Below are 12,622 nucleotides of genomic sequence, written 5' to 3' on the forward strand. Positions count from 1 at the left end.
TACGGGTGGGAGTGGAAAGGGGTCAGCCTCTCGAGCACGGCCCTTGAAGCCTGCCAGGAGAGCGGCGACGTACCGCAGGAGTTTTGAAACTGTAAGGTTGTGAGGTGGCCTCCCATGGATATCGAAATGGTTCGGGAAGATATTGCCCCCCTTGCCGAGCGTGTTGTGGGCCTTCTTGAAGAGGGTCGCTACAATGAAGTCAAACAGGAGGTCAATACTCTCCACCCGGCAGATATTGCCGAGCTCATAGGGCTTTTGGACCCCCAAAAGCAGGTCATGCTCTTCCGGCTCCTCAAGAAGGACCTTGCTATTGCCGTCTTCGAGCAACTCGATTTCGAGCACCAGGAGAACCTCCTCCGCCACTTCACCGACGAAAAAGTCGCCGAAATCCTCAACCAGATGTCTCCTGACGACCGTATGGAGCTTTTTGACGAGCTCCCTGCAAAGGTCGTGAAAAAGCTCCTCAACCTTCTCGAGCCGACCCAGAGGGACATTGCCGCAAGCATGCTTGGGTATCCAGAAAACAGCGCCGGTCGCATCATGAACCCCCGGGTGGTGGACCTTAAGGAGTACTACACGGTGGAGCAGGCCCTCAAGCGTTTTCGCCGCCTGAATCCTCCGGAAGAGCTTTCGTACACCGCCTATGTCACCGATGCAGAGCGGCATCTCCTTGGATGGGTATCCCTTCGGGACCTTGTCCTTGCCGACCCTGAGAGCCGAATCGGGGACATCATGAATCGGGAAGTCATCTTCGTCTCCACCGATGACGACCAGGAAAAGGTAGCCCAAATTATTCAGAAGTACGACCTCCTTGCCGTTCCTGTCGTGGACCGGGAAAGGCGTCTGGTGGGTGCGGTCACGGTGGATGATGCCATTGACATTATCGAAGCGGAGGCAACGGAGGATATTCATCGACTCGCTGCCATCCGTACTACTGAAGATGAGTACCTCCATGCTCCCCTCTGGAGGAGAATCAAAAACCGCTTCATCTGGCTTGCGGTACTCCTCATCATGGGGACGCTCACCAGCTTCGTCATCCAGGGATTTTCCGAAGTCATCCAGGCCATTGTGGCGCTCTCCTTCTTCATTCCCATGCTCATCGACACGGGGGGAAACGTGGGGAGCCAGTCGACCACGGTTGTCGTGCGGGGTCTTGCCATTGGAGAGCTTGAGGGTCGGACGCTTTGGAAAATTGTTCTCTCTGAAACGCTTATCGGTGGTATTCTTGGGATTCTCCTTGGGATTATCGGCATCGCCCGGGTGGTTTTCCTTCGGGAATCCCCCCTCATCGGGCTCATCGTGGGGCTTTCGATTTTTGTCGTCGTCTTTGTCTCCAACCTCATTGGGGTGTTCCTTCCGGTACTCTTTAAGAAGATGCGCCTTGACCCAGCCATTGCCGCAACCCCTGTCATCACGACCATTGTGGACGTCATCGGGGTCATCATCTACTTCCGCATTGCCCAGACCTTTCTCCATCTCTGAGGTTGCTTGTTCACAAGTCCCTCCTTCTTGTTCTTCCCCAAACCTCCGACCTCAACCCCGTTGTTCTGCACCCCAGGGCTCGCAAGAGAAAGACAAGAAGGAGCATTTTATTTTCTCTCATTCCCTTGGCGCCCTTCCAGTCTACCTCCGGGTAGTTGCGGAGTAATTCTCCCTTGGTGATTCTATCAATCTGCTTGAGTGTTTCGCCGATGGCGATGAGTTGCATGCAGATACTATCCAGCTTTTCAATTCCTGCATCGTCTTTGAGAAAATCGTCCCCTGACTGGAAAGGCTCAACCCTCCTTAGAATCTGTTCTGTCGACCAGAGGACTTTGCGGAGGAGCGCAAGGAGTAGCTCCCGATCATACATAGAGGGATTCATTCTCCACCCGTTTGCGGAGCAGGGCATCCATGTTCTTCCGGAGCCGGAGCACGTCGACTTTTCTTCCCAGGGCGTTTGTCAACTTCTCTTCCAGCCTGGAGATTTTGAAGAGATCGGGTTCCTCCATTTCCACCACGATGTCGATATCGCTCTGTTCGTTGTTCTCGCCGCGTGCAAAGCTCCCAAAAAGCCCAATACGCCGGAGCTGGAATTCCCTCATGAGCTCCTCCTTGTGGGCTTGAAGGAAAGCGAGGACATCCTCTCTGCGCACTCCTACCACCCCTGTTATTATACAACCAGAAACGCCTGGGATTCGAGCCACTGGCTCTCAAGGAGGGTGATGGTTACCGGAGTTCTGGAGTTGCTGGTATAATGTCTCGGGTAGGTACTCCTCCTTTGCAATACCTCCTGTGAACGAAACTCTGGTCGATCTACAATGTGAACCTAAACAATTTGTTGACAGGAAGAAAAGCTTCTGGTACTCTCTCTGTAGGACGAACTGCGGAGGGGGAATGATGCGGAGATTCTGGGTTTTTGGGATTCTTGCTTTGGGGCTTTTCCTTTTTGCCGGTTGCACCGCAGAAGTCGTTGTTCCCATCTCGTACGGCTCAGCAGAAATCTGCTCAGGAAGCGATGCAGTCTACGGTTGGCTCTACGTTGACGGTAGACGCATAGGATACCTCTATCCCAACGCCTGCCTCTGGGTCGATGATCTGCGGATTGGCGCATGGCATGTGGCGCGAGTGTACAATTATTCCTGGAACGAAATTTATTCCGAGGAGTTCTACCTCGATTACTCAGGGCAGCGTGTGACCATCTACTGAAGAAATGGCTCGGTGGATTCTCCTTGGCGTTCTCTTCTCTTCTCTTTTTCTTTCCGGATGCCGCATTGGTGTTGGGGTTGGTCTTGAGGTTCGCCTTGGGTACGTAACTTTCCGGTCGCAGGATGCAGCCCTTGAGGGACCTTTCTTCCTCGATGGAGTAAGGGTGGGGTACCTTCCTCCCCTGGGGACCTTGCGTTGCCTTGTGACCCTTGATTTTCCTCACGAGGTGCGGGTTTTGGCTTCGTCCTGTCCCGGGGGAGTCTGTGTTTTCCGGATTGAACCGCCTCTTCATCCCGGTGAGGTTATCTCCCTTTCGCTTTCTCAGGCTCAGTGACTCCCCGGCGCTCGCAGAATGAGGCAATGGGGCAGGTCTTGCAGCGGGGATTCCGGGGAAGGCAGACATTCTGCCCGAAGAGGACAAGGATTTTGTTGATTTTTCCCCAGAGGTCCTGAGGGAGGATTTTCTGGAGTTCCCGCTCCGTTTCCTCGGGTGTTTTTGTGTTCACGAGGCCCCAGCGGTTCGTGATGCGGTGGACATGGGTGTCGACGCAGATAGCCGGCTTCCCAAAGGCAAGGCTCAGGACCAGGTTTGCCGTTTTCCTGCCCACTCCGGGGAGCCTGAGGAGCTCCTCTTCGGTTTCGGGAACTTTTCCCTGGTGTTCAGCAACAAGGATTCGGGCGATTTCCCTGAGCCTCTTTGCCTTTTCCCGGTAGAATCCCACCGGGTGGATGAGGCGTGCAAGGTCTTCCTCGGGAATACCGAGGAGGTCTTCTGGGCGACGGACAAAAGACGCAAGGCGCTTAAGGACCTGGTGGGTTGTGGTGTCCTTCGTGCGATGACTCAGGACTCCCCCGACAAGGACAAGGAAAGGGTCACGGACGATATTCCCTACGGTCTCGTCTTGCCAGTGTTTTGCTTCCTCGTGTAGAATACGAAAAACACGGTCGATATCGGCGTGTTCCATGTTCCTAATGATACGGAGAAAAAAGGAGGAGGGCAAGTGAAAGCTATCGTTCTTGTGCTCTACGTTGTGGGGATGATTGCTCTTGGGTACCTTGCATCCCGGAGGACGAAAAACCTCGGCGATTTCTTCTTAGCGGGTCGCAACCTCGGTCCCTGGATTTCTGCCTTTGCCTACGGGACGACTTATTTCAGTGCGGTGCTCTTCATCGGGTATGCGGGACGTATCGGCTGGGGGTTTGGGCTTTCGAGTCTCTGGATTGTGGTGGGAAATACCGTTTTAGGGTCGCTCCTTGCCTGGGTGGTTCTTGCCCGAAGGACCCGGAAGCTCACCGAGTCTTTGGGTGCCATGACCATGCCGGAGTTCCTTGAAGCCCGCTACGGGAGCCCCCTTCTCAGGGTGCTGGCAGCCCTCGTGATTTTCGTTTTCCTTGTCCCCTACTCTGCCTCGGTGTACATGGGCTTGAGCTACCTCTTCGATGCGGTGCTTGGCATTCCGTACCAGTACGCCCTGCTTTTCATGGCCGTGCTCACGGGGGTGTACCTCCTCATGGGTGGGTACCTTGCGGTGAGCCTCACCGATGCAGTCCAGGGAATGATTATGCTCTTTGGGTCCCTTTTTCTCGTGGGATACCTTCTTGCCCGACCTGAAGTGGGAGGGTTTGGCCAGGCCCTGGTGAAACTCGCAAGCATTGACCCCCGTCTTGTAAGTGCTGTCGGTCCTCCGGGATTTTGGCCACTTTTTGGGCTTGTAGTCCTCACAAGCCTTGGTCCCTGGGGATTGCCCCAGATGGTCCAGAAGTTCTACGCCATCCGGAACGAGAAGGTGATAAAAACAGCCACCATTGTGGTGACCATTTTTGCCTTCGTCTGTGCTTTCGGGGCATATTTTTCTGGGTCCCTAACCCACCTTTTCTTCGATACCCCACCTCTTTCGGGGGGAAAGCCTGACCCTGACCTCCTCATGCCTCACCTCATTGCCACCGTCATGCCCTCGTCTTTTGCCCTCGTTTTCCTCCTCCTCGTCTTTTCCGCCTCCATGTCGACACTCTCGTCCCTTGTCCTCGTCTCTTCTTCGGCCATTGTCATTGACCTTTTGCCAAAGTCGAGTTCCTTCAGGTCGCTTCCTGTCATGCGTCTTTTTTGCGGAATCTTTGTGGCTTTGTCCCTTATCCTTGCCCTGTACCGTCCCTCCTTCATCGTGAACCTCATGTCCATCTCCTGGGGAACGGTGGCCGGGAGTTTCCTCGCCCCGTACCTCTTTGGGCTCTACTTCAAGAAAGGCAACAGGTGGGGGGCTCTGGCGAGCATCGTGAGCGGGCTTGGCATCGGATTTCTGGGGTCTCTCATTCTTGGTTTCCGGTCTTCAGTGCTTCCTCTTCTTGGTTCCTTTGCCATGCTTGTGCCCCTTCTGGTTTTCCCGATTGTTTCGCTACTTACAGGAGGCGAAAAGGATGCGAGCGTGCGTCTTTGAAGAGAGGAATCGCTTCAGTATCAAGGAGGTTCCCACTCTCCATCCCGGTCCGGGGGAGGTTCTCATTCGGGTCAAGGCGGCAGGAATCTGCGGTACCGACGTCCATATTTTCCGGGGAGAGTACTTCCAGGATTTTCCCATCATCGCAGGGCATGAGTTTGCGGGAGAAGTTGCTGCCCTGGGGGAGGGGGTTTCTGGTTTTTCCGTCGGAGAGCGGGTCACGGCCGACCCCAACATTTTCTGCGACTCCTGCTACTTCTGTAAAATCAACAAGAACAACCACTGCCTGAACTTTGAAGCCGTGGGAGTCACCCGAAGCGGTGCTTTTGCCGAGTACGTCACCGTTCCTGCCAAGTGCGTCTTTCCTCTCCCTCCCGGGTTGAGTTTTGCCGAAGGCGCCATGGCCGAACCTCTCGCCTGTGCAGTGTACGGGGTGAGAAGGAGTGGCATTCGCCCGGGAGAGAAGGTCCTCATCTTTGGGGCGGGTCCCATTGGACTTCTGCTTTTGTCTCTTTTTAGGGTTTCCGGTGCCTCTCGGGTTGTGGTTCTCGATGTGAGCGAGAAAAAACTCGAGCACGCCTTGAGGCGAGGAGCTCATGAGGTGCTCCTTGCTGACGGAAAGGAAGGGAAGAGGCTTCGGAAAATTGCCCCCTTTGGCTTTGAGGTTGTGGTCGATGCAACGGGGATTCCGGAAGTCATGGAGAAGGCTCTCGAGTTTGTCGAACCTGATGGGACTTTCCTCCTTTTTGGAGTGGCTCCACAGAAAGCCCTCATGCGTCTTGAGCCCTACGAGGTGTTCCGGAGGGACCTCCGCATCGTGGGGTCCTTTGCGGTGAAAAAGACCATGCAGTACGCTCTGAACCTTCTCCAAAGCGGTGCCGTCACGGTCCAGGACCTCATCTCGTCCCAGTACCCTCTTGAGCGCTTTGGCGATGCCTTAGAGGAAGTGCTCCATGGCAAGGATCGTCTGAAGGTTCAGATTGTCTTTCCGTGAGCCATGGGTTCCCTGGATTTCCAGTGGCACGTAACGAATCGCTGCAACCTGAGGTGTCGCCACTGCTACCAGGAGACTTTTCAGGACGAGGATTCGGGAACGTTCTTTGCGGTGGCGAGGAGGCTCCTTGAGGGGCTTGAGCGCCTTGGGCGCCTGAGTATCCTCAACATCACCGGTGGGGAGCCTCTCCTTTTGGGGGAGGACCTCTTTGCGCTCTTTGGGATGCTCAGTGAGCACCCCCGAATCCTTGAGCTTGGACTCATCACAAACGCCCTCTGCATCGATGAAAAGGTGTTGGCGCGGCTTGCAGCCTTTCCCAAGCTCACCACGGTGAAGGTTTCCCTTGAGGGGATGGAGGGGATGAATGATGCCATCCGGGGGAAGGGGGTCTTTCGGAGAGTCACAAGAGCTCTCGAGCTCCTTTCCCGGAGTCCTCTCCGGGTGGTCCTCATGGTCACGCTCCACAAAAAAAATCTTTCCGAGGTCCCGGAACTTTTTCGGTTCGCTCAGGAAATCGGGGTGGATGGAATCATTTTCGAGCGCTTTGTTCCTGAAGGGATAGGGAGAGGAATGGCAGAAGCAGTTCTTGGAAGCAGAGAATGGCAGGAGTTCCTGAAGGTTCTCTGTGAGCTCTGCAAGATGGAAGTGCCCCTTTCTTCTCTTCTCCCCTACAAGGCCTTCTGGGTCGAGTTTGGGGACGGGGTGGGCCTCCTTGGGGCTCCCTGTAGCCTTGGGGAGTCCTTTTGCCTCATGCCCGATGGAACCCTTTTCCCGTGCCGCCGCTTGCCGATTCCTCTTGGAAATGTCCTCCGGGAGGAGCTTGAGAACCTCATCGCGCATCCTCTCGTTCTGCGTCTTCGGGACCGCCGCTACCTTGAGGGGAAGTGCAGGGTCTGTACGGTAGAGGGCTGCCTTGGATGTCGGGCCCTGGCGTATACGGTTTCGGGAAACCCCTTCGGGGAAGACATCCAGTGCTTCCTTCAGGAGGTGCGAATCTCCACCACGTCTTTGTCCTGAAGAACGTAGTCAGGAGGGACGAGCTGCCCGCCGAATTTCGTCGACCCCCATACCCGGGCACCCCGAAGGCGGAGGAGCAAATCCTTGTGAATGGCTTCGGCAAGGTCGGCGACGGTGCTGCCTCTTTTGAGGACGAAGGGGCGGGAGAGATCAGGGGGTTTCCCGGGAGGTTTGCTGTAGATGCGGATGACTCCACTGATTTGGAAGATTGCCTCCTTCACCCTGTCCCGGTGGGGCGCGAAATCCTTGAGGGACACCCCGAGGACTTCGAAGCGGTCCCCGTAGAGCTCAGAGATTGTGGAGACCTTTTCCTCTTCCTCTTTGCTTTCGACCTTTGAGAGGAGGAGGAGGGAAGGGAGGAAGTGCCAGGAGGAGGAAGGGAGAGGAAGGGGTTTCGTTCCGGCAAGAATTTTTCCCTGGGAGAGAAGGGTGAGGGTGTTCTCAATGTCCTCAAGGAGGGTGTCGCTTCTGGCATCAACGAGAATAACTGCGCCATCGCTTCTTCGGAAAGCGCTCGCCATGGGTCCTTCGAGCTCTCCTCCACTCAGAGGAGGAAAGTCGATGAGCTGAATCTGGATATCCTCGTACTCCATCATTCCTGGAGTGGGGTAGAAGGTCGTGAAGGGGTACTCGGCGATTTCCGGACGAGCGTTGGTGAGAAGGGAAAGGAGGGTGGATTTACCGCTATTTGGAGGGCCGCAGATAATGATTTGGGCAGCACCGCTTTTCTCGATGAGGAAAGGGTCGTGGGTTGAGCCTTTCCGCTTTTCCTGGGCCTCTGCCTTTCGGAGTTTGGCGATTTTCTGCTTGATTTCGGCCTGGAGTTTTTCCGTCCCCTTGTGCTTGGGGATGACGGCAAGCATCTCTTCCAAGGCTTCAAGTTTCTCTGCGGGCGTTTTTGCCGCCCGATATTTTGCTTCAACTTCAAAGTACTGGGGAGGAAGATTCGCCGGCATGGTTTTTCGCCTCTTTTTCATTGTACTCAAAAAGTGGAGGTCTTCCAATCCCCTGAGGATGTGTTATCATTTAGGAGAGGAGATGGGTTGGGTTTTCGTGGTGTTCGAGGAGGAACTATGAGAATTATTGCCATTGCGAATCAAAAAGGAGGGGTGGCAAAGACCACAACTTGTATTAATCTTGGAGCGGCTTTGGCGTACCATGCCCGGCAGGTACTCATCATCGACATGGATCCCCAGGCGCATTCGACCCTGGGCCTTGGGTTTGAGCCGAATGAGTTTGAAAAGACAATTCTCAACGTTCTTGAGCCCCCGCGGAGTCCGTACCGCCTCGAGCTCAAGGATGTCATCGTTCCCACAAGGACTCCCAATCTCTACCTTGCTCCGGCAAATATTGACCTTGCAGGTGCAGAGTACCGCCTCATCGACAAAATCGGGCGGGAGGATTTCTTAAATAGCAGCATCCAGCGGGCAAACCTTCCTTTTGACTACATTCTCATCGACTGTCCCCCTTCTCTGGGCATCCTCACCATTAACGCTTTGAAGGCCTGCCGCGAGGTCATCATCACCATTCAGCCGCACTACTTTGCCCTTCGAGGGATTGAAGAGTTCATGGAGACCCTGGAGCTCATGCGGGAGAACTTAAAGCACGATCCGGAGGTGTACGTGCTTATCACCATTGCGGACACAAGGACCAACCTCTACCGGGAGGTCATGGAGGAGGTTCGGGAGTACTTTGGGGACCGGATGTTCGAGACCATTATCCATCGGAACATCGCCCTTGCGGAGGCCACAAGCCACGGGATGCCGGTCCTTGAGTATGAGCCTACCTCCAAGGGGGCCCAGAATTACCTCGCCCTGGCGAAGGAGGTGATCCGACTTGAAAAAGAAAAGCCTAAAAAGAGGCTTTTCCGAAAGACTTGATTTCAAAAGGGAGCTCATCCGGGACACCACGAAAGGTCTTGAAAAGGACGACGACATTGATGTCTCCCTCTCTCCTCCCAAGTCCTCTGTGAGCAAAAAGACCACCAAGAAGCCCTCGGAAAAGCCCAAGGAGCGGAGAGCCGAAGAGCGAATCGCTACCATTAAGGTCATCGGTGTCGGGGGCGGAGGCAACAACGCCATAAACCACATGATTGAGGAAGGTCTCAACGGAGTTGACCTTGTGGCGGTGAACACCGACGTTCAGTCCCTCAAGCGGTCGCTTGCTCCGGAGAAAATCCAAATCGGCTTCAACCTGACAAGGGGCCTCGGCACAGGGGGCGATCCCCGGATTGGTGAAGAGGCGGCCAAGCAGGATCGGGATAAACTCCTCCAGATTGTGGAGGATGCGGACCTTGTGTTCATCGCCGCCTGCATGGGAGGGGGCACAGGCACAGGGGCTGCACCGGTCATTGCCTCCCTTGCCAAGGAGGCAGGAGCCTTGACCCTTGGGGTGGTCACAAAGCCCTTTAGCTTCGAGGGAGTGCGACGGAAGAACCAGGCAGAGGAAGGTATCCGTAAGCTCCAGGAAGTTGTGGATGCCCTCATCGTCATTCCGAACGAGCGTCTCCTTGAGGTGGCAAGGAAGGATACCTCTCTCCAGGAGGCCTTCAAGGTCGCCGACCATGTGCTCTACCAGGCGGTACGGGGGATCACCGACCTCATCACCTCGCCTCAGGATATTAACCTCGACCTTGCGGATCTACGAACCGTTCTAAGTGGGGCCGGCATGGTGCTCATCGGGATTGGAAACGGAAGAGGGAGGGAGAAGGCGCGGCAAGCTGCTGAAGAGGCCATCAACAGTCCCCTCCTTGAGATTTCGGTGAAGGGCGCTCGCTCCATCATTCTCAATATCACCGGTGGTCCGGATATGACCCTCAACGAAGTCACCGAAATCGTGAACTTCGTGAAGAACGCCGCAGGAGCGGAGGTGGATATCCTCTGGGGATGCAAGGTGGATGAAGCACTCTCGAACGAGGTCACGGTGACGGTGATTGCTACCCGCTTTGAGACCGAGAAACCTGGAGAGGACCTCGCACCCCTTATCGGGGAGAAAGAAGAGGGAGTTGAAAGCCGCATCATCATTGACGACGATATCGACATTCCTGCTTTCCTGCGGGAACGAAAGGGTGTTTCTCAAGAGCGGAGACCAAATGGCACCTTTCCATTCTTCAGGAAATGAGGGGGGAAGCACATGGCGACCATTCTCGGAAGGCAGATGACCCGGGAGGAGATTCTCAAGCGTGTCGGAGACATTTCGCAACTTGGGGGAGTGCGGGTGGCAGAGCTCCTTGACGGTCTTGAGCGGGGGGTCCGCATTGCTGAAGTGAACACCGGAAGCGGCCTTTTCTACACCGTTCTCCTTGACCGGGGCATGGACATTGCCTGGACGACGTACAAAGGCGTGAGCATTGGCTGGCGCTCGGCGACTCAGAACCTCTCGCCTTTCCTCTTTGAGCCCGAAGGTTTTGGGTGGCTTCGGGGATTCCACGGGGGTCTCATGAATACCTGCGGTCTCTCGTACGCCGGAGCCCCCTGCCGGGACACCTCAACCCTTGTGCACCGCCTGAACGAGGAGGACCTGGGACTCCATGGGCGAGCCTCCTACCTTCCTGCGGGGAACGTGTACGCTGATGGAGCCTGGCAAGGCGATGAGTACTTCATGTGGGTCCAGGGAAAGGTCCGGGAGGCCATCGTCTTTGGGGAGAAGCTCGTCCTTTCGAGGAAAATCTGGAGTCGTCTCGGAGAGAAGGTCATCCATATCGAGGATCAGGTGACCAATGAAGGGTTCATCGAAAGCCCCTTCATGATTCTCTACCACATCAACATCGGGTATCCTCTCCTTGATGATGGGAGCCGCCTCCTCCTTCCGGTGACCAAGACCATTCCCCGGGACCACTGGGCCGAAGATGGAAAGGAAGAATGGAACCGTTTCCATGCTCCCCAAAAGGGGTACTTTGAGAAGGTCTACCTCCACTACCCGAAAACCTTGGAGGATGGCTTCGGTGCTTCTTTGCTTTTGAACGAGAAGCTCGGCCTTGGGGTTTACGTCAAGTTCGATACCCGGGAACTCCCATACTTCACGGAGTGGAAGATGATGGGAGAAGGGGAGTACGTGGTGGGCATGGAGCCGGGAAACTGCTTCCCCTTGGGGAGGAGGAAGGAGCGAGAGGAAGGGAGACTCGTTATTCTCAAGCCCGGGGAGACTCGAAAGATTACCTTGGAGATTGGCATTGTCGAGGGTCCTCAGGAGATTGAAGCTTTCATGAAGTACCTTGGGGTGAGTTGATTCCCCGGTAGAGAGAGTCGAGTAGGCGAAGTAATTGGTGAGGACCTTTTTCACGTAGCTTCTCGTCTCCTCGAAGGGAATGGATTCGATGAATGCATCCCGGTCCAGGGGGAGTTCGTTTTTCCATCGCTCGGCTCTCCCCGGACCGGCGTTGTACCCACAGAGGGCAAGGACGATATCCCCCTCAAACCGGCGGAAAAGGTACGCCAGGTACGCTATTCCAATTGCTAAGTTCTCCCGTGGGGAACGAAGGATTGCCTCAACATCTCCCGGATTTTCCCTGAATTTCACCCATCCTTTTTCGATGACCCAGGAGGCAGTAGAGGGTATAACCTGGGCAAGGCCTACGGCTCCGGCAAGGGAAACCGCCTCGGGGTCAAAGGCGCTCTCGGCGTGAACGAGGGCAAGGACAAGGTACGGGTCAAGGGGAGGATTCTGGGAAGAAGAAAGCTCCTGCACGTCCTTGAAGAACGCAAGGGGATAGTAGCTCTTCCCGGCGAATTCAGGAATTTTTCCCTTTCCGGGGAAAAGGCGAAAGGCAAGGCTGATGCTCCTCCGGTAAAGACCCCTTCGGGCAAAGAAACGAGAGGCTTCAAGGAGGAGAGCTTCGTTTTTGGGGTTCTGGGTAAGAAGATGGAGGAGTTCGATTTCGGCGTTTTTCAGAAGGCCAAGAGAAAAGAAGAACCGGTACTTCGCCCAGGAAATCTCGAAAGGTTCAGGAGGAGAAAAGGAGGGGTCTTGCGTCGCCTCAAAAGGAGATGCGGAGCCGAGAATTTCGCAGACCCGGACGTAGTAGTAATCAAGGCGATTTTCTTCGAGGATAGTTGCAAGGTATGAGGCATCGCGGGTGATTTTGAAGCTCCAGAAGAGCGCCTGGTTTCGCCAGGTGGGGAGTTTCGCAAGGTCTTTGAGAACGCTTTGCGCCCTTTCGAAGTTTTTCTCCTCATAGAGTGCCCAGAAAAGGTCCCAGAGGAAAGAACCGTTCTGAGGAAAGAGTTGCACCGCTTTCTCTAAGGTCCTGAGGTATTCATCCTTTCTCCCTTGAACTCTGTAGAAAGAAGCAAGGTTTGCAAGGACCCTCTGCGTGTACGGGCTTTGAGGGAAGCGGGATAAAAGCCGCGTGTAGAGGGTGGCGGCTCTGTCACGCTCTCCCTTTCTTTCGGCAAGAACGGCCCGGAAGAAGAGGGTGTCCTCGTTTTCCTCCCGTCCCTCGAGGAGTTTCTCGAGAGCCTTCAGGTCTCCCTTTCGGGCAAAAAGGCGC

Annotated in this window: 13 protein-coding genes and 1 pseudogene; 9 read left to right on the forward strand and 5 right to left on the reverse strand. The window is 55.2% G+C overall.

What is annotated here, in order from left to right:
* The first annotated feature begins 114 nt into the window (after positions 1-114).
* Complete coding sequence (gene mgtE, locus H5U36_05300) at positions 115-1,482, forward strand: magnesium transporter (GenBank protein ID MBC7217562.1); 1,368 nt, start codon at positions 115-117, stop codon at positions 1,480-1,482.
* A gap of 10 nt (positions 1,483-1,492) precedes the next feature.
* Here the strand turns inward: mgtE and H5U36_05305 are convergent, their stop codons facing one another.
* Positions 1,493-1,852 carry an antitoxin gene (locus H5U36_05305; protein MBC7217563.1) on the reverse strand — a complete coding sequence of 120 codons (360 nt, stop codon included), beginning with the start codon at positions 1,850-1,852 and terminating at the stop codon, positions 1,493-1,495.
* A complete protein-coding gene (locus tag H5U36_05310; GenBank protein ID MBC7217564.1) occupies positions 1,845-2,135 on the reverse strand; it encodes a nucleotidyltransferase domain-containing protein in 291 nt (96 codons plus the stop codon). Before H5U36_05310 ends, H5U36_05305 begins: the two co-directional genes overlap by 8 nt.
* A gap of 244 nt (positions 2,136-2,379) precedes the next feature.
* On the opposite strand from H5U36_05310, the gene H5U36_05315 reads away from it, so the two are divergent.
* Positions 2,380-2,688 (forward strand): hypothetical protein, encoded by a 309-nt coding sequence (locus H5U36_05315; GenBank protein ID MBC7217565.1) that lies wholly within the window; start codon positions 2,380-2,382, stop codon positions 2,686-2,688.
* A gap of 4 nt (positions 2,689-2,692) precedes the next feature.
* Positions 2,693-3,022 (forward strand): hypothetical protein, encoded by a 330-nt coding sequence (locus tag H5U36_05320; GenBank protein ID MBC7217566.1) that lies wholly within the window; start codon positions 2,693-2,695, stop codon positions 3,020-3,022.
* On the opposite strand, the gene H5U36_05325 is transcribed toward H5U36_05320, so the two are convergent.
* A complete protein-coding gene (locus H5U36_05325; protein MBC7217567.1) occupies positions 2,991-3,653 on the reverse strand; it encodes an endonuclease III in 663 nt (220 codons plus the stop codon). The genes H5U36_05320 and H5U36_05325 overlap by 32 nt on opposite strands.
* Before the next feature lie 36 nt (positions 3,654-3,689).
* Here H5U36_05325 and H5U36_05330 point away from each other — a divergent pair, with 36 nt between their 5' ends.
* From H5U36_05330 to H5U36_05340, 3 genes are read left to right on the forward strand one after another with little or no spacing between them, the layout of a single operon-like run.
* Positions 3,690-5,123 (forward strand): sodium/solute symporter, encoded by a 1,434-nt coding sequence (locus H5U36_05330; GenBank protein ID MBC7217568.1) that lies wholly within the window; start codon positions 3,690-3,692, stop codon positions 5,121-5,123.
* On the forward strand, positions 5,104-6,117 hold the full coding sequence (locus H5U36_05335) for a zinc-dependent alcohol dehydrogenase family protein (protein ID MBC7217569.1): 1,014 nt from the start codon (positions 5,104-5,106) through the stop codon (positions 6,115-6,117). The genes H5U36_05330 and H5U36_05335 overlap by 20 nt, the downstream gene beginning before the upstream one ends.
* A 3-nt stretch (positions 6,118-6,120) precedes the next feature.
* Positions 6,121-7,134: a radical SAM protein gene (locus H5U36_05340; protein MBC7217570.1), complete on the forward strand. Its 1,014-nt coding sequence runs from the start codon at positions 6,121-6,123 to the stop codon at positions 7,132-7,134.
* Here the strand turns inward: H5U36_05340 and H5U36_05345 are convergent.
* Positions 7,098-8,090: a TGS domain-containing protein gene (locus H5U36_05345; protein MBC7217571.1), complete on the reverse strand. Its 993-nt coding sequence runs from the start codon at positions 8,088-8,090 to the stop codon at positions 7,098-7,100. The genes H5U36_05340 and H5U36_05345 overlap by 37 nt on opposite strands.
* Positions 8,091-8,207: 117 nt before the next feature.
* On the opposite strand from H5U36_05345, the gene H5U36_05350 reads away from it, so the two are divergent.
* From H5U36_05350 to H5U36_05360, 3 genes are read left to right on the forward strand one after another with little or no spacing between them, the layout of a single operon-like run.
* The gene (locus H5U36_05350) at positions 8,208-9,014 is read left to right on the forward strand and encodes a ParA family protein (GenBank protein MBC7217572.1); all 807 of its coding nucleotides are present in this window, start codon (positions 8,208-8,210) and stop codon (positions 9,012-9,014) included.
* Complete coding sequence (gene ftsZ / locus H5U36_05355) at positions 8,971-10,254, forward strand: cell division protein FtsZ (GenBank protein MBC7217573.1); 1,284 nt, start codon at positions 8,971-8,973, stop codon at positions 10,252-10,254. Before H5U36_05350 ends, ftsZ begins: the two co-directional genes overlap by 44 nt.
* A gap of 12 nt (positions 10,255-10,266) precedes the next feature.
* Complete coding sequence (locus tag H5U36_05360) at positions 10,267-11,361, forward strand: aldose 1-epimerase family protein (protein ID MBC7217574.1); 1,095 nt, start codon at positions 10,267-10,269, stop codon at positions 11,359-11,361.
* Between the two features lie 18 nt (positions 11,362-11,379).
* Here H5U36_05360 and H5U36_05365 read toward each other — a convergent pair.
* Positions 11,380-12,622, reverse strand: a pseudogene (locus H5U36_05365) (transglycosylase SLT domain-containing protein).

The sequence above is a fragment of the Candidatus Caldatribacterium sp. genome, assembly GCA_014359405.1.
GTDB classification, from domain to species: domain Bacteria; phylum Atribacterota; class Atribacteria; order Atribacterales; family Caldatribacteriaceae; genus Caldatribacterium; species Caldatribacterium oleiphilum.